This window comes from Serratia sp. NGAS9, assembly GCF_009905295.1.
GTDB lineage: Bacteria > Pseudomonadota > Gammaproteobacteria > Enterobacterales > Enterobacteriaceae > Serratia > Serratia bockelmannii.
Window position 1 is genome coordinate 3,453,738 of sequence record NZ_CP047605.1, and the last position, 17,006, is coordinate 3,470,743.

Sequence of the window (17,006 nt, forward strand, 5' to 3'; positions counted from 1 at the left end):
ACATTGCCTTAAGGGCCCAAAATGTTACTGGCGCGCTCTTCTGGAAGACTTACATCAAATCATCACAAAAGCATTATGATAAGTGCTGGATATTCATCCGAATATCTAGATTTCCCTTCAAATTAATCAGAGAAGCATTATAAAGATCTGTCGCCATCGAGAAAATATCTTCTTCCAAAGTTTTTTCTTGATGAGCTTTAATCATCATTTTTACTTCATCTGGAGCATGATGTGGAATTGGTATGTTTTTTATTCTTGTTGCCAAATCATTAATCGACTGAACATTGCTTTCTTCTAAGACGTTCAATCTATGCAGTTCAGATTTAGTGACATTTTTCGTGGCATTATCGAGAATAGAAAGTAATTTATCTAAAAACATATCCTTAGGTTTTTCTATCAGGTTCCCACTCCTGTTTGTTACATTATCTGGAGCTAAGATTGCAAATCTACCGTTAATCACATTCCCCGCAGAGACCACATCTTCACCTCTATGAATGATAGAGTTTCTCAGTTCTCTCATATAATCCATGATTATATTCCCTTCGAAACCTATTTCCTTTTTTATCTTTCTTTCTATTTCAAACTTGCTATTATTGAAGATCGTTTTTTTGTCTTCTATGTAATCGATAAGTGAGAACATGGATTCAATAAGAATACTATATTGAAACCTTAACTCATCATAATTTACCGGCGACTTAAAAGTCTCTATCGCCGCTATAGACTTATTAATCTTCACTAAATACCAATTTATCGAGTTTTTTATTTCGATCATTTTTACGCTCTCTTAACAGTCATTGCGACTTAAATATAAAACCCTCAACGTCTTCGGTGATAAAAAATCTCTGTTACGTAGCAACCTTCAACTAACATTATCATGGGGTATCTTACTAAACTCTACCATCCCCCCTCTAACTAACATCACGCGGATTCAGTAACATCCGCTCCTGGCACAAAGCAGCCATTGACACCTAGCTTCGACCATGACCCACACCATAGCAAAGGTTCCTCCAACATAATACAGCCACATAAAATGATTCAATTCAAAATTAATAAACCAACGGTATTATTATCTCTATTTTAATTCCCTTATTTGCCCCTTCTCCCGCCAACTCCCCTAGCACCGCCCCCGCCCTTTCCCTACAATAAGGGATCTGTTGAGGCATAACGCAAGGAAAGACGGTGTCGAAAGCCAATCCCAATGCCACTATCGTGGATATCGCCCGCCGCGCCAGGGTGACCAATATCACCGTTTCCCGCGCCTTCAATAAGCCCGAGCTGGTCAAGCCGGAAACCCGCGAGCGCATTCACGCCATCGCCAAAGAGCTGAACTATGTGCCCAATGCGTTCGCGCAGGGGCTGAAAAGCAGCAGCAGCCAGATTATCGGCATCGTCACCAGCAGCATGTACAACCCGTTCTATTCCGGCCTGATCAAGACCGTGTCGCGCATTGCGCGTCAGCAGGGCTACCAGATCATGCTGTTCGACACCGACGGCAGCGAAGAGGCGGAAATGCGCGCCATCCAGGCGCTGTTCGGCTACAAGGCGCGCGGCATTCTGCTGTCGGCGGTGCGCGACGACAAGCGCTACCGCCCCGCCTATCTCGAGCTGGCCGAGGTGTACGGCGTGCCGCTGATCCTGATCGACCGCGATCTTTACGATCAGCAACTGAGCGGCGTGTTCCTCGATAACCGCGAGATCGGCGTGCTGGCCGGGCGCTATCTGGCGGAGCAGCCGGAGCAGAAGCTGCTGATTATCGGCGGCCCGGCGGATTCGGAGATCACCTTAACGCGCACCGCCGGCATCGTCGCGGCCTTGCAGGGCAGCGGCCGTGAGATTCATATCATCAACGGCGACTACGATTTCACCTCGCAAGAGAGCGAAGTGCGCGCCTATCTGGCGCAGCCGGAGAACCGCCCGGATTACATCATCGGCCTGAACGGCATCATCACACTGGGCGCCATCGCCATCTGCCACGAGATGGGGCTCTATCAGCAGGTGAAGTTCTTCTCGATAGACGAGCCGCCGCGCGCCGGCGCTTACGGCCTGCACATTCCGGGGGTGTATCACGATACGCAGAAACTGGGGGAGATCGCCGCGGAGCTGCTGTTCAGCGCCATTCACAGCCCGCGCGGCGAGTTGCCGGTGCGCAGAGAGTTCTTCACCGGCTCGCTGTTGAATCGCTGACGGGCGCTATTGCCCGTAGTAGGCGTGTTTGCCGTGCTTGCGCAGGAAATGTTTATCCAATAGCTCCGGCTGCATCGGGGCGATGGCCGGCGCCAGCTGGCGCGTCGCCATCGCCATGATCGCCACCTCTTCCAGCACCACCGCGTTGTGCACCGCATCCGCCGCGTCCTTGCCCCAGGCGAACGGGCCGTGGGAGTAAACCAACACTCCCGGCACCTGCTGCGGATCGCGCCCCGCCTGATTGAAGGTCTCGATGATCACCTTGCCGGTTTCCCCTTCGTAATCGCCGGCGATCTCCGCCTCGCTCATCGGCCGGGTACAGGGAATGTCGCCGTAAAAGTAGTCGGCGTGGGTGGTGCCCAGCGCCGGGATCGGCTGCCCGGCCTGCGCCCAGATGGTAGCGTTGCGGCTGTGGGTGTGCACCACGCCGCCGATATCGGCGAAGGCGCGGTACAGCGCCAGGTGGGTGGCGGTGTCGGATGAGGGTTTGCGGTGCCCTTCGCGCACCTTGCCCTCCAGATCCACCACCACCAGATCCTCCAGCGTCATCGCCTCGTAGGCGATGCCCGAAGGTTTGATCACCACCAGCCCGCTTTGGCGATCGATCGCCGAGACGTTGCCCCAGGTAAAGGTCACCAGCCCGTATGCCGGCAGGCTGAGGTTGGCGGCCAGCACCTGCAGTTTGAGTTCGTTCAGCATGCGATGCCTCCCCCATTCATCTGTTGTTCGATCCAGGCCTTGGCCTGGGCGATGCGTTGCTTGTCCTGCCCGTCTTCGCGCGCCCACATCTCCAGCAGGTAGGGGCCGCGATAGCCGAGCGCGTTGAGCACGGAAAAGGCGTGGGCGAAGTCCACGCAGCCCTCGCCGAACGGCACGTCGCGGAACTGCCCGGCGCTGCCCGGCCCCACCGCGACGGTGTCTTTGAGGTGCACGGCGGTGATGCTGCCGATGCCCAGCGCCAGCTCGGCGGCGACGTCGTTGCCCCAGGCGCTGAGGTTGCCGAGATCGGGATACACCGTGAACCACGGGCTGTTGACGTGGCGCGCGATGTCGCGCCATTTGCTGATGCTGTTGATGAACGGCGTGTCCATCACCTCCACCGACAGCATCACCTGCGCTCTGGCGGCCTGCGCCGCCGCCCACTGCATGCCCTCGATAAAGCGTTCGCGGCTGTGGCGATCGGCGGGTTCGTAATAGACGTCGTAACCCGCCAGTTGGATGTTGCGGATGCCGAGATCCGTCGCCAGTTCCAGCGCTTTGCTCATCAGCACCCGCGCCCGCTCGCGGGTGGCGGCGTCGGCGCTGCCGAACGGGTCGCGCCGGTGCGCCGACAGGCACAGGCTCGGCACCGTCACCCCGCTGTCGAGTCGCGCCTGGATAAACGCCAGCCGCTGGCGGCGATCCCAATCCAGCCGCTGCTGGCGCGCCGGCTGTTCGTCGATCGACATCTCTACGAACTCAAAGCCCAGCTCGGCGGCGGTGGCCAGCCGCTGCGGCCAGCTCAGATCGGCGGGCAGCGCCTTTTCATACAGCCCCAGACAGGCGGCGTTAGTCGTTTGCATCAGTCACCTCACTCAAAGCCTGAGCGACCGCCAGATAGCGCGCCTGCTGGGCGCGCAGGCGCCGGTGGGCGGCGGTCGCGGGATAATAACAGCGCAGCTTGGGCGGCGCGGCGGCGATCGCTTCGGCGAACCCGGCGTACTCCCCGGCGCCGACGGCGGCGCACAGAGCGGCGGCGCGGCAGCCGCTCTGGCGCGTTTCCACCACCTCGAGCGGCAGGTTGCCGGCGTCGGCGTACATCTGCATCCAGACCTCGGACTGCGTCGGCCCGCCGGTCATGCGCACCCGCTCGATGCGCGGGTTCAGCTGCACCATGCGCTCCTGATGGATCAGGTGCGAGAACACGATGCCCTGGTAGATCGCCTGCACCACGTCCGCCATCTCGTGGTGGGCGCTCAGGCCGATCAGCCCGCCCGGCGTGTTACCGCCGAGGTTGGAGCCGTACAGATAAGGCAGGAACAGCAGCCCGCTCGGCTGCTCGCGGCGCTCGGCCACCCAGGCGTTAAACTGGGCGTAGCGCTGCCGGTCGTCGGCGCAGAACTGGCGCAGGAACCAGGCCAGGTTGCCGGCCGAGGTCGGGCTGCCTTCGTGCACGAAATAGCGGCCGTCGATGCAGTAGCGCCCCCAGGCGTAGGGGTAATCGGCAGGAATGATGCGCTCGGTCACGCAGGTGGCGATCGACCAGGTGCCCGCCACCGCGCTGAGCGTGCGATCGTCGGCCACGCCGGAGCTGAGCGCCGCGCCCACCACGTCGAACAGGCCGCCGTACACCGCAGTGCCCGTTCGCAGGCCGCACTGCGCCGCCGCAGAGGCCGTCACCCGCCCGGCCAGCTGCGCCGAGCCGATCGTTGGCGCGGTCTTCTCCTGCGCCTCTTCGATGCCGAAGGCCGCCATCAGCGCCGGATCGTAAGCGCCGCTGTGCTGGTTAAACAGGTGGCTGCCGGAGATGTTGGTCACCTCGGCCGCCGCCTCGCCGGTGAGGCGAAAGCGCAGGTAGTCGTGCGCCATCAGGATGCGATCGACGGCGGCGTACTGCGCCGGTTGCCGCTGCTTCAGCCAGCGCAGCAGCAGTGCCGGGTGGCTGGGCCACAGCGGCTGCAGGCTGCGCGGGTAGGTCTGCGCGTCCACGCCGGCGCGGCGCAGCTCAGCCGCCGTGGCCGCCGCGCGGTTGTCCGAAGAGAGGATGCCGTTGCCGACCGGTTTACCGTGGCGGTCGATGGCGTACAGCCCTTTGCCGTGCGCCGAGAAACTGACGCCGCGCACCTGCCCGGCCTCCAGCCCCGCCGCGTGCAGCGTCTGGCGGATCGCCGCGCAAACGTCATCCCACAACGCGTCCATATTGCGTTCGCTGAAGCCCGGCTGGGCGGCAATCGCCGCGCCGTCGCGCTCGGCGATCGCCAGCTCTTCGCCGCTTGCCCGGTACAGCCCAGCCTTGATCACCGTGCCACCGACGTCTATGCCAAGAAAGACTGACATCGCGCCTCCTATTTGCGCCGCACGGAGCTGAGGTAGATGGCGGCCAGGATGATGCCGCCCTTCACCACGTTCTGGATATATGGCGACACGTTCATCAGATTGAGGCCGTTGTTGAGCACCCCGAGCATCATCGCCCCCACCAGCGTGCCGACGATGGCGCCGCGCCCGCCGGAGATCGCCGCCCCGCCCAGCACTACGGCGGCGATGGCGTCCAGCTCGAAGCCTTCGCCGGCGTTGGGCTGCCCGCTCATCAGGCGCGAGGTCAGCACCAGCCCGGCCAGCGCGGCGGTCAGGCCGCTGATCACGTACACCAGCATCTTGTAGCGCGGCACGCGGATGCCGCTCAGGCGCGCCGCTTCTTCGTTGCCACCCATCGCGTAGACGTAGCGGCCGAACGGCAGCTGGTTGAGCATCAGCCAGGCCAGCACGTACACGCCGAGCATGATCAGGATCGGCACCTGAATGCCCAGCACCGTGCCGCGGCCAAAGAAGGAGAAGACGTCGGGCAGGCCGGAGATTGGGTAGCCGCCGGTATAGAGCAGCGCCAGGCCACGGGCGATGCCCATCGACGCCAGGGTGACGATGATCGGCGGCATGCGCAGGTAGGCGATGCAGGCGCCGTTGGCCAGACCGAACAGCGCGCCGACCGCCAGCGCCGCCACCATCGCCAGCGGGATCGGCACCGCCGCCAGCATCAGCCCGGCGGCGACCGAACCGGCCAGCGCCATCACCGGCCCCACCGAGAGATCGATACCGCCGGTCAGGATGGCGCAGGTCATGCCCACCGCGATGATGGCGTTGATCGACACCTGGCGTGCCACGTTGGTCAGGTTGTTGACGCTGAGGAAGCTGTCGTTCAACAGGCTCATCAGCACGAACAGGACAGCGAAGCCGATAAACGGCAAGACCGCCGGGTGATGCAGCAGTTTTTCACAGCGCTTGCCGAGGCTGGGGCCGACGGCGCGGCGCGCCACGGCGGGTTGTTCAATTCCGATCATAAGGCACTCCCGGTCGCGTGAAGCATGATGTGGTTGGATTCGATGTCGTCGCCGGTCAGCTCGGCGACGATGTGGCCGCCGCGAAACACCAGCACGCGGTCGCACACGCCGATGATCTCCGGCAGTTCGGAAGAAATCATGATGATGGAGATGCCCTGCTGGGTCAGTTGCTGCATCAGCTGGTAGATCTCGGCCTTGGCGCCCACGTCGATGCCGCGCGTCGGCTCGTCGAAGATCAGGATGTTGCAGTCGTTGTTGAGCCAGCGGGCGATCACCACCTTCTGCTGGTTGCCGCCGCTCAGGGTGCTGACGGCGGTCTCGGCGTCCGGGGTTTTCACGCCCACGGCGCGGATCAGCCGCTGCACCACGTCGCGATCCTTGCGGGCGCTGACGAAGATCTTGCCGCGCCGGTGGTGCCGGTTGAGGGTGATGTTCTGCGCCACCGAAAACGGCAGCACCAGGCCCTCGGTTTTGCGGCTCTCCGGCAGCAGGCCGATGCCCTGCGCCAGCGCCTGCGCTGGGGAGCGCAGCGCCGCCGGTTGGCCGCCGAGGCGGACACGTTTACGGTGGCAGCGGCTGGCGCCGATCAGCGCCGAAACGGTCTCGGTGCGCCCGGAGCCCACCAGCCCGGCGAAGCCGAGGATCTCGCCCTTGTGCAGGTGAAAACGGTCGGTCGCGCCGTGCTTCTCGCGCTGGATCTCCGCCTCCAGCAGCACCGTCGCGGTATCGACCGGGTGCTGTTTCACCGGGAAGGCGTTCTCGATTTTGCGCCCGACCATCAGCCGCACCAGCTCTTCCACGTTGGTGTCGCCGGTGGCCAGCGTTTCGATGTAGGCGCCGTCGCGCAGCACAGTGATGCGATCGCAGATGGTGAAAATCTCGTCCAGGTGGTGCGAGATAAACACCATGCCGACGCCCAGCAGCCGCAGATCGTTCATCACGCTGAACAGGTGCTCGGCCTCGCCTGGCGTCAGCGTGGCGGTCGGCTCATCCAGCACCAGCACCCGCGCCTCCAGCGACAGCGCCTTGGCGATCTCAACGAACTGCTGCTGCGCCACGCTCAGCTGCTCCACCGGGCAATCGAGATCGATAGCCACCGTCAGCCGCTTGAAGATCGCCTCGGCCTTGCGCCGCATCGCCCGCCGATCCAGCAGGCCCCAGCGGTTCCTGATCTCCCGGTTGAGGAAGATGTTGTCGATGGCGCTCATGTAGGGAATCAACGAGAATTCCTGAAAAATAATGCCGACCCCAGCCTCGATCGCCTGGCGATAGTTGTTAAAGCGGCGCTGCTCGCCGTCGATAAAAATATCGCCCTCGTCCGGCTGATAGATGCCACACATGATTTTCACCAGCGTCGATTTGCCGGCGCCGTTTTCGCCCAGCAGGGCGTGCACCTCGCCGCGTTGAATGGCCAGATCGATGCCGTCCAGCGCCTTCACGCCGGGAAAGCTCTTTTTTATTCGCTTCAGTTCCAGTAAAGGTGTCACCGTATTGCCCTCCGCACCGAACGCCCCGCCGCAGCGGGGCGAACCCGGCTGCTGTTACCAGCTAAAGCCGGCCGCATTGCTGCGGTCGATCAGCTTCACTTTGACCGGCACGGTTTTCGGCACCGTGGCGCCCCAGTAGCGGGCCAGCGCAATGCCGAGCGCAATGCGCAGCTGGTCGCGCGGGAACTGCGCTGAGGTGGCGATGAACGGCGAATTCGGCTTGAGGATCTCTTTGATGGCTTCCGGCTGGCCGTCGACGCTCACCAGCTTGACCTTGGCGCCGTTGCTTTCGATCGCCGCCAGGGCGCCGAGCGCGCCGACGTCGTTGACGCTGAAAATACCCGCCAGATCCGGCGCCGACTGCAGCATGTTTTCGGTCACGGTCAGCGCGGTGTCACGCTCCTGCTTGCCGTTTTGCTTGGTGACGATCTTGATGTCGGGGTATTTCTTCATCGCCGCTTCAAAGCCGCGCACGCGCTCCAGGATCGGCACCACCGGGATGCCGTCGAGGATCGCCACCTTGCCTTTGCCGCCCAGCGCTTTCGCCAGGTATTCGCCCGCCTGGAAGCCGGCGTCGTAGTTTTCCGAGCCGACGAACGAATCCAGCGGCCCTTCGGCCTGCGCGTCGATCGCCACCACCACCGCGCCGGCCTTATGGGCGGAGATCACCGCCGACTGCACCCCCACCGAATCGGTCGGGTTGATCAGCAGGATATCCACCTTCTTCTGCAGCATGTCTTCCACGTCGCCGATCTGTTTGGCAACGTCATGGCGCGCATCGGCCACGTACACCTTGGCGCCGATATCCGCCGCCGCCTGATCCAGCGCCTGCTTCATGGTGACGAAGTAGTCGTTGTTCATTTCCTGGAACGACATACCGATAGTGATTTGCTTGGCCAGCGCCATATGGCTGGCCGCCAACATTCCACCGGCGACGATAAAAGGCAGGGTCTTTTTGAATAATGAAAACATAGCCAATTCTCCTGTAGGGAAGCTTCTTGTTGTGGTTATCAGAGCAACAGCATGTCTTTACGTTTGGCCGACCAACCGGCCCCCCGTTGCGAACGGGCCGGCGGTCGTGACTGCAACAGCGGTACGGCGGGAGGGTCAGGGAACCAGGATCACCTTGATGGAGTCGGTCGAGTCCGCCAGGGCGAAGGCTTCATCCCAGTCGTTCAATGAATAGCTGTGGGTAACCACGCCGTTGGAAGTCACCAGCCCGCGCTCGAACAGATCGATGGCGATTTCATAGCTGTAGGGCGCCAGGTGCGCGCCGCGAATGTCCAGCTCCTTGCGATCGCCAATGATGGACCAATCGACGGTGGTTTCCTTACCGAACACGCTGAACTCCACGAAGCGGCCCAGCTTGCGGATCATCTGCAGCCCCTGGGTGACGCCGATCGGCGCGCCGGTGGCCTCGATGTACACGTCGCAGCCGTAGCCGCCGGTCAGCGATTTGACGATCTGGTCGGCGTCTTCCTTCAGCGGGTTGATCACCACGTCGGCGCCGAATTCCTTCGCCAGCGCCAGCCGCTCGTCGATGGCATCGATCACGATCAGTTTCTTCGGCGTCTTCAGGCGCGCCACCTGCACCATGCACAACCCGAGCGGCCCGGCGCCGGCCAGCACCACCACGTCGTCCAGTTGGATGTCGCCGCGCGCCACGGTGTGGATGGCGCAGGCCATCGGCTCAATCAGTACCGCGTCTTCATGGCTCAGGCTTTCCGGGATCTTGTGCACGATGGCGTTCTCGGAAAAACGCATGTATTCCGCCATGCCGCCCTCCGCCACGTCTTTCTGGAAGCCGTAAATGTTATGCGTCTCACACATCCAGTAGCTGCCGGATTTGCAGTAGCGGCACTCCCAGCACGGCACGATCTGCTCGGCGATCACCCGCTCGCCGATCCGGTATTTGCCTTCCGCGCCCTCGCCCAGCGCGGCGATGCGGCCGTAGAACTCATGCCCCGGCACCACCGGCGGTTTGACCCACGGGTTCTCCCCCCAAAACATCTGCGCGCCGTTCTTGCATTTGCAGTCGCCGGCGCAGATGCCGCAGCCTTCCACCTTGATCACCAGCTCGCGCGCCTTCGGCAGCGGCGTAGGCACCTGTTCGAAACGATAATCCTGCGGGCCGTGGCAAACGACCGCGCGCATTTTTTCCGGCAACTGGCTCATCTCTACCTCCAATACACTCGTTAAACGCTTGAATTTTCTTAATGTTGACGTTGTCATTTTTATTCAACAAAAAACAAGCAACGAAACAACATGATAAATTTCAATGAATTAATCATCACACATCCCGAAAACTCAAAATGACAACGTGAACATTGATCGACATATAACCAAAGCTGCAAAAATAATTGTTTGAGCAAAATCACAGTTCGTTAACATTGCGGCTAAAAATGCTACAAATGCGGATCGCGATCCCATTTAAAGGATCGATGAGGATCGGGAGATGATCGAAACGGCGGGAAGAAGATGATTGGCAGGAATGCGGGCCAGGCATCGCACCCGGCCCGATAAAGCGGGTTACTTCACTTCGCCCATCGCTTTCAGCTTTTTGGACAGCTCGCGGCGCTCTTTGGACAGATCGGCATTTTTGATGATGTAGTCATCAACGCGATCTTCGTAGTCGCTGCGCATGTTGGCGATGATGCCCTGAATGTCTTCAATGCTCATGCCGGGCTTGATGTACTCGCTCAGGTTGTCGAGCAGCAGCACGCGCTTCTGGTTATCACGAATTTTCTTTTCGTTGTCGACGATCTCGCGTTGCAGTTTGTTTTTGCGGCGGAACATACGCACAAACTCCAGCACGTCCTGGAAACTCGGCTTATTTGCATTATCCATCTTTATACCCTTGCTTTAGTAATACACAGATTCATTTGCTTACGGCCACATGGCACCAAGATACAGGTTTGTGGCGGTCCGGCACAACAGTGATTGCCTTATCTTACCCACTTTGCCCCGGCGGCCAAAACCCAAAGCGCCGCCTTCATGATCTGACCCCCTATTCACGCCCGGCGGCGGTACAAACCTGGAGCAGATCCCCCAACTCTTCCAGCTGCTGCGCCAGCTCCATGCTGAGCCAAACGTAGCCGTAAATCGGCGCTTCGCCGTGCTGCCCGACGCTGACTTCCTGCATCAGCGTTTTCAACTCGCCGGCGATTTCCGCCAGTTGCCCCGCCGCCGCCTGGCGCTGCGCCTGCGGCCCTTCGCGCATCAGCAGCGCCAGCGATTCCAGCGAGCTCAGCGTCAACAGCTGGGTGCTGCGCAGCGTGCGGGCATTCAGCATGATGAAGTGCGTTTCGCGCGAGGCCCAGTAGGCGTCGGCCATCAGCTCCAGCGTGCACACCAAATTGCGGCTGAGGGTTTGCACCGCCTCGAACACCGCTTTGGGGATGCGGGTTTCCTTGCTGGCGGGCACGATCAGGCTGCGCAGCTTCACCACCTGATTCAACAGATCCTTAAGCTGCGGCTCCAGCCGCGGCCGCTCGATAACGTTCGGCGAAAAATACGCGCCGTAAAGGCGGGCGGCGGTTTGCAGGCAGTCCGCCATTTGCATGCGCCACAAAATATAGGCGCGCTGTGGGTAGATGCTGGTGAACAGCAGCGCCAGCAGCGAACCGAAGATCACGTCGCCGCTGCGCCACAGCGCGGTGTGCATATCGCCGGCGCCCGCGCCGCATACCACCGCCAGCGTGATCCCCACCAGCAGTGCCATATATGGCCGTTTGCCGAGCGTCAGGTAACCGCAGACGAACATCACCACGCCGCACCAAGCCAGCATCAGCGGCAGCGAATAGAGTTCCAGATACAGGGCGATCAGGCCGGACGCGGCGCCGAACACCGTGCCGGCAATGCGTTGCAGCGCCCGCTGCAGCACGTTGCCCCAAAACGAGATCGGCCCCATCACCACCACCAGGGTGATCAGCGGCCAGGTGCCTTCGGGCACCGCCAGCAGGCGGATCAGCAGAAAGGTCAGAATAAACGCCAGCCCGATGCGCACGCCGTGTACGATGCGGTAGTGGCGATAGGTCAGCAGTTCAAGGGAAGAGATTTTTCGATCGAGGCGCACAATGCCTCCGATAAAGACCAGCCAGGCCGTTATTTTAGCGGAGGAAGCCCGGCGAGGAAAAGGCGAATGAGGCGTCCCCCATTCGCGGTCAGGCTCAGGCGGCGTACTTGTCGACCAGCGCGCGCAGAACGGCGGCGGTTTCGACATCCATCACGCCGTCATACTTCTGCTGACGGAAGTGCAGCTGGAACGCGCGCACCAGCTGGCGATAGCCTTCTGCGGTGTTCGCCGCCGAGGTGTCGTAGCCATATTGGGCGAACAGTTTCAGCAGATCGGCCTGCGCCGGCAGGCCCTGGCTGCAGTATTCCTGCTGGCGCTGCTGCTTGGTCGCTTCGTCATACCAGGCGCCGACGCCGGCCTGATACAGCTGCTGCCACGGGAACTGCGGGCCCGGATCGCTCTTGCGGCCCGGCGCGATATCGGAGTGCGCCACCACGTTCACCGGCGAGATGTCCGGATAACGCTGCAGGATGTTCTGCGCCAGCTGGGTGACCGCCTCGATCTGCTGCGGATTGAACGGCGGGAAGGTGATGTTTCCACCGTCGCCGCTCGCCAGGTTAACGATCTCGATGCCGATCGAGGTGTCGTTGATATTGCTGCGGGTGCCCCACTGGCTGGTGCCGGCATGCCAGGCGCGCTCGTTCTCGTCCACCAGGTTGAAAATGCGCACGCCGCTGAAGCCGGCGGCCTGATAGGTGGCCTCGGTCGGATCCGGCACCAGATAGTGCGCGCTGACCGATTTTCCGGTCAACGACTTCACCGAGTCGGCGAAGTTTTGCGCCGTGTAGTGCAGCACCAGAAAGCGCACGCGGTGGCCGAAGCTGGCGACCGATCGGTAGCTATTGTAATCAATCTTGTACATCGTAAAGTCCCTCTCTCGTTTGATTTCACTGAGCGGCCCCTCATCATGACAGGCCGCCCCGCACGGGTGAACCCTTGGCTCACCCTTTTTGTTTTAGCTAATTGCTAAATCATGCGCAAGTGTTTTTTAGCAAAATCGTTATTTACCTTTTTGCTAAAGAGTGCGATCATTGCACGATGGAAACTAAAGAAATCAGGCGCAACAATCTGCGCGAATTGATGGCCCGCTACGCCCGGCAAGGCGTCAACCAGAATGAATTCGCCACGCTGGTTGAGTCTTCCGCGCCAACGCTGAGCCAAATCATCGGGGAAAAATCCTCCCGCAATCTTGGCGACAATCTGGCCAGGCGGATCGAGGCCAGGCTGAATTTGCCCAAGGGCTGGTTCGACGTGTTTCATGAAAAGCAGCTGGTGCGCCCGTTTGACAACGTGGCGGCGGAGTCGGACTTCCAGCCCGCCCGTTTAAAACCGGTGGTATGGGAAGATACCGAACAGGACAAGGAAGAGTTTGTGGAGATCCCGCTGCTGGATATTGATTTTTCCGCCGGCGACGGCTGCTACGAAATCGTCGATCGCGAGGAATTTTCGCTGATCTTCCGCCGTTACTATCTGCACAAGATGGGGGTGGCGGTCAACGCCGCGCGCATTATCCGCATCTCCGGCTCCAGCATGGAACCACGTCTGCAGGATGGCGACGTGGTCGGCATCAACACCGACGACACGCGCATCCGCGAGGGCAAAACCTATGCCATCCGCCACGGCAATTTGCTGCGGGTGAAGGTGCTGATCGAGCAGCCGGACGGCGGCGTCATCATCCGCTCCCTCAACCGTGAAGAGTACCAGGACGAGCATCTCAGCTATCAGCAGCGCAAGGAGCAACTGGTGGTGCTCGGCCGCGTCTTCTGGTCCTCTTCGTCCTGGTAGCAGAGCAACCTCGGGCGCCCGCTGCGCCCGGCGGTTATTTGAAGTCCACCACCATCTGCTGCTGGATAGACAACCCGCGAGTCGACTGCACGCAACCGGCGATGTAGTCGGTGAAGCGCGGCGGTTTCGGCATGCCCAGCTTGAGGATCTTCTCGTTGCTGAAACGCACGTTGAGCATGGCGAACGAGCCGTACAGGCGCATCGCCTTCAGCATCAGCCGCTCGTTGCACGGGCCGAAAATGTCTTTCAGCTGACGGCGCATTTTCACCAACGCGTCATACGTCACCTGCGCATACTCATCGCCCACCGGCGCTTTTTCCAGCGCTGCCGCCATGGCGCGGTCGATTTCGGCAAAGCTGACGCTGCGCTCTTCACCGGCGGAGATGTGATAAACGTCGTTCTCCAGCGTTTCGCTGTTCATCAGCATCACCAGCGCATCCGCACAGTAGTCCACCGGGATCACGTCGATATTGTCCTGCAGCGAGCACATAAACTTGCGCAGCATCAGCGCCATGCCAAACACCCAGAAAATGCTGCTGGAAGGCTGGCAGCCCAGGCGGGTGTGGCCCACGACAATCGACGGACGAGCGATGGTCAGCGGCATTTGCGGGCAGCGTTGGCGCATCAGCTGTTCGATGGTGGATTTGGAACGCGTATATTCCACCAGATGCTCGGCATCTTCCTCAAATTCGCCGCTCTCCGCCACCAGCGAACCCGGTTCCGGGGAACAGGACATGGCGGTACCAACATGCAGAAAGCGTTTTAATCCCGGCACCTGCGCCATTCTTTCGGCAAAGGCCAGGGTGCCTTCTACGTTTACCTTCCAAATGAGCGGGTTATTACCAAATGAAGCAACAGCCGCACAGTTAATAACGTGCGTGACATTGTTAATACGTGCGTCAGTTAAAAATTCGGCCGGCTCGGAAAGGTCTCCCAACAATATATTTTCTATCGTAATTTTAGACAGCAGATTCGCGTCGATATTAAACTTTTCCATATTCGTGCGAATACGAGCCAATCCTTGCTGCGCATCATCGGCGCGCACCAGTAAAAGATAATTAATGGACTGATTTTCAATCAATAATTTTTCAAGAACTGCACCACCGAGAAAGCCGGTAGCGCCGGTTAACAGTAGCGTTTTCATCATTGTCACCCACATTGGTATTGAATGTGGGAGATTGTATCTGCGGATATTTAAACAAATATTAAATAGAATTACGGCGCCCAGAATCACTTTTCTTAATATTATCTTAAGGAATCTTTTGAAACATCCATCGTGGCTTTAGTAACAAAAGAAGCGCGTAGATTGGATGATTAATCTCTGCCGTTTAAATACCATTGATGTAGTGCCTGATTTAATTTAACGGTCAATGTTATTTCTCTTCTCGTCCGTGGAGGACCTATGACCTATAACCAAAAAATCTGGTTGGGGGTTTTACTGCTGTGCGCCCTGTTTTGGGGGGCGGTGATAAGCGGCGCCTGTTCGCTGTATAACCGGGCAGATCGCCTCAATGCGCACCAGGCGCAGAACGAGTTCGCCGCGCGCCACAGTCTGGCCCCCAGCTCGCAGCAAAGCGCGCAGGCGTCCACCTCCCCTCGGAATGGGTAGGGACAAGACCCGCTAACGATCCTATTATACCCTAAGGTTAACAGGGAGATAACGATGGTTCGAAAGCTGGATAGCTTACCGCAGGCGCAACGCGAGAAAATAGAAGCCGATTTGCTGGCCATCAGCGTGATCTACAACGAGCGCTACGGCATCGCTTCGACCCAGGCGGAAACAGAACGACAGATCCCCGACCACCTGCTCCCCTACTTTCACCAGCGGCTGGATTTCTATCGCCGTGCGTAATTGCGCGCATTTCGCTAACCGCCGCTTGGCATCGCTCCCTACGCCGTTACAATAGAGGCATATTGTATCCGCCACTGAAGAGACGCGATTTTGAGCAGCAAGGCACCGGCCACATTTTATATCCACGATTACGAGACCTTCGGCAAGAGCCCGTCGCTGGACCGCCCGGCGCAGTTCGCCGGCGTGCGCACCGATATGGATTTCAACATTATCGAAGAGCCGCTGGTCATCTACTGCGCCCCGGCCGATGACTACCTGCCGGAACCCGAGGCGGTGATGATCACCGGCATCACGCCGCAGGTGGCGCGTGCCAAAGGGGTTAACGAGGCCGAGTTCACCCGCCAAATCCATCAGGCCTTCAGCGTGGCCGGCACCTGCATTCTCGGTTACAACAACATCCGCTTCGATGACGAAGTGAGCCGCAATATCTTCTATCGCAACTTCTACGATCCCTACGCCTACAGCTGGCAAAACGGCAACTCGCGCTGGGATCTGCTGGATGTGATGCGCGCCTGCTACGCTCTGCGCCCGGACGGCATCGTTTGGCCGGAAAACGAAGACGGTTTCCCCAGCTTCCGCCTGGAACATCTGACGCGCGCCAACGGCGTCGAGCACACGCAGGCTCACGACGCGATGTCGGACGTTTACGCCACCATCGCCATGGCCAAGCTGGTCAAACAGGCACAGCCGCGGCTGTTCGATTTCCTGCTGCAGCACCGCAACAAGCACAAGCTGAACGCCCTGATCGACGTCGCCGACATGACGCCGCTGGTGCACGTCTCCGGCATGTTCGGCGCGGCGCGCGGCAATACCAGCTGGGTGTCGCCGCTGGCCTGGCACCCGGACAACAAGAACGCGGTGATCATGTGCGATCTGGCCGGCGACATGACGCCGCTGTTGACGCTGAGCGCCGAGCAGCTGCGTGAACGGCTGTATACCCGCCGTGACGATCTGGCGCCGGATCAGGCACCGGTGCCGATCAAGCTGGTGCACATCAACAAATGCCCGGTGCTGGCGCCGGCCAAAACCCTGCTGCCGGAGAATGCCGAGCGGCTGGGCATCGATCGTCAGGCGTGTCTGCAAAATCTGCAGCTGCTGAAACAGCATCCGGAAGTGCGCGAGAAAGTGGTCGCGCTGTTCGCCGAAGCCGAGCCGTTCAAAGGCGCCGACGACGTCGACGCCCGCTTGTACGACGGTTTCTTCAGCGACGCCGACAAGGCGGCGATGAGGATTATCCAACAGACCAAACCGCAGAACCTGCCGGCGCTGGATCTGGCCTTCAGCGACGGCCGCATGAAAGAGCTGCTGTTCCGCTTCCGCGCGCGCAACTACCCGAATACGCTGGACGACGCCGAGCAGCGTCGCTGGCTGCAACACCGCCAGGAAGCGCTGAGCGCAGAGCGCGTGCAGAGTTACCTGCTGCAGCTCGAATCGCTGTATAACCTGCACGAAGGCGACAAAGAGAAAACCGCCCTGTTGAAAGCGCTGTTCGATTACGGCAAAGAGTTGGTGGGATAAACCCCGCAGCAAGCAGAAAAGGAAAAGGCCGCGAAAGCGGCCTTTTTTGTGGCTGAGGAGACGGCTCGCGC

General features: G+C 59.9%; 17 protein-coding genes. 5 read left to right on the top strand and 12 right to left on the bottom strand.

The window, feature by feature from the left end; translation table 11 throughout:
• Positions 1–73: 73 nt before the first annotated feature.
• Entirely contained in the window at positions 74–772 is a 699-nt protein-coding gene (locus GUC32_RS16460) for a hypothetical protein (protein ID WP_197819206.1), read from the bottom strand.
• Between the two features lie 407 nt (positions 773–1,179).
• Between GUC32_RS16460 and GUC32_RS16465 the strand changes: the two genes are divergently transcribed.
• Positions 1,180–2,184 (top strand): LacI family DNA-binding transcriptional regulator, encoded by a 1,005-nt coding sequence (locus tag GUC32_RS16465; protein WP_021505897.1) that lies wholly within the window; start codon positions 1,180–1,182, stop codon positions 2,182–2,184.
• Positions 2,185–2,190: 6 nt separating this feature from the next.
• Here GUC32_RS16465 and araD read toward each other — a convergent pair whose 3' ends face one another.
• The 10 genes from araD to GUC32_RS16515 all read right to left on the bottom strand — a co-directional run bounded on the left by araD (position 2,191) and on the right by GUC32_RS16515 (position 12,642).
• Positions 2,191–2,883, bottom strand: coding sequence for an L-ribulose-5-phosphate 4-epimerase (gene araD / locus GUC32_RS16470; RefSeq protein WP_049209277.1), 693 nt, complete (start codon positions 2,881–2,883; stop codon positions 2,191–2,193).
• Positions 2,877–3,746 (bottom strand): L-ribulose-5-phosphate 3-epimerase, encoded by an 870-nt coding sequence (locus tag GUC32_RS16475; protein WP_197824127.1) that lies wholly within the window; start codon positions 3,744–3,746, stop codon positions 2,877–2,879. Before GUC32_RS16475 ends, araD begins: the two co-directional genes overlap by 7 nt.
• Positions 3,733–5,220 carry an FGGY-family carbohydrate kinase gene (locus GUC32_RS16480; protein WP_089196076.1) on the bottom strand — a complete coding sequence of 496 codons (1,488 nt, stop codon included), beginning with the start codon at positions 5,218–5,220 and terminating at the stop codon, positions 3,733–3,735. The genes GUC32_RS16475 and GUC32_RS16480 overlap by 14 nt, the downstream gene beginning before the upstream one ends.
• 8 nt (positions 5,221–5,228) lie before the next feature.
• Positions 5,229–6,218 carry an ABC transporter permease gene (locus tag GUC32_RS16485; protein WP_151428921.1) on the bottom strand — a complete coding sequence of 330 codons (990 nt, stop codon included), beginning with the start codon at positions 6,216–6,218 and terminating at the stop codon, positions 5,229–5,231.
• Positions 6,215–7,705 carry a sugar ABC transporter ATP-binding protein gene (locus tag GUC32_RS16490; protein ID WP_046896377.1) on the bottom strand — a complete coding sequence of 497 codons (1,491 nt, stop codon included), beginning with the start codon at positions 7,703–7,705 and terminating at the stop codon, positions 6,215–6,217. The genes GUC32_RS16485 and GUC32_RS16490 overlap by 4 nt, the downstream gene beginning before the upstream one ends.
• 54 nt (positions 7,706–7,759) lie before the next feature.
• Positions 7,760–8,677 (bottom strand): ABC transporter substrate-binding protein, encoded by a 918-nt coding sequence (locus GUC32_RS16495; RefSeq protein WP_369435336.1) that lies wholly within the window; start codon positions 8,675–8,677, stop codon positions 7,760–7,762.
• 135 nt (positions 8,678–8,812) lie between these two features.
• Entirely contained in the window at positions 8,813–9,880 is a 1,068-nt protein-coding gene (locus GUC32_RS16500) for an erythritol/L-threitol dehydrogenase (RefSeq protein ID WP_016927009.1), read from the bottom strand.
• A 354-nt stretch (positions 9,881–10,234) separates the two neighbouring features.
• The gene (gene tmaR / locus GUC32_RS16505) at positions 10,235–10,552 is read right to left on the bottom strand and encodes a PTS system regulator TmaR (protein WP_004935612.1); all 318 of its coding nucleotides are present in this window, start codon (positions 10,550–10,552) and stop codon (positions 10,235–10,237) included.
• A 160-nt stretch (positions 10,553–10,712) separates the two neighbouring features.
• Positions 10,713–11,780 (bottom strand): FUSC family protein, encoded by a 1,068-nt coding sequence (locus tag GUC32_RS16510; RefSeq protein ID WP_164063961.1) that lies wholly within the window; start codon positions 11,778–11,780, stop codon positions 10,713–10,715.
• A 94-nt stretch (positions 11,781–11,874) separates the two neighbouring features.
• Entirely contained in the window at positions 11,875–12,642 is a 768-nt protein-coding gene (locus tag GUC32_RS16515) for an N-acetylmuramoyl-L-alanine amidase (RefSeq protein WP_025303521.1), read from the bottom strand.
• A gap of 176 nt (positions 12,643–12,818) precedes the next feature.
• Here GUC32_RS16515 and GUC32_RS16520 point away from each other — a divergent pair, with 176 nt between their 5' ends.
• On the top strand, positions 12,819–13,565 hold the full coding sequence (locus GUC32_RS16520) for a helix-turn-helix transcriptional regulator (RefSeq protein ID WP_019453597.1): 747 nt from the start codon (positions 12,819–12,821) through the stop codon (positions 13,563–13,565).
• A 34-nt stretch (positions 13,566–13,599) separates the two neighbouring features.
• Here GUC32_RS16520 and GUC32_RS16525 read toward each other — a convergent pair whose 3' ends face one another.
• Complete coding sequence (locus GUC32_RS16525) at positions 13,600–14,709, bottom strand: SDR family oxidoreductase (protein ID WP_025303522.1); 1,110 nt, start codon at positions 14,707–14,709, stop codon at positions 13,600–13,602.
• Positions 14,710–14,967: 258 nt separating this feature from the next.
• Between GUC32_RS16525 and GUC32_RS16530 the strand changes: the two genes are divergently transcribed.
• The 3 genes from GUC32_RS16530 to sbcB all read left to right on the top strand — a co-directional run bounded on the left by GUC32_RS16530 (position 14,968) and on the right by sbcB (position 16,935).
• Positions 14,968–15,174, top strand: coding sequence for a hypothetical protein (locus tag GUC32_RS16530; protein ID WP_025303523.1), 207 nt, complete (start codon positions 14,968–14,970; stop codon positions 15,172–15,174).
• 54 nt (positions 15,175–15,228) lie between these two features.
• Positions 15,229–15,417 carry a DNA polymerase III subunit theta gene (locus GUC32_RS16535; protein ID WP_025303524.1) on the top strand — a complete coding sequence of 63 codons (189 nt, stop codon included), beginning with the start codon at positions 15,229–15,231 and terminating at the stop codon, positions 15,415–15,417.
• 90 nt (positions 15,418–15,507) lie between these two features.
• The gene (gene sbcB / locus GUC32_RS16540; RefSeq protein WP_025303525.1) at positions 15,508–16,935 is read left to right on the top strand and encodes an exodeoxyribonuclease I; all 1,428 of its coding nucleotides are present in this window, start codon (positions 15,508–15,510) and stop codon (positions 16,933–16,935) included.
• Positions 16,936–17,006 lie beyond the last annotated feature (71 nt).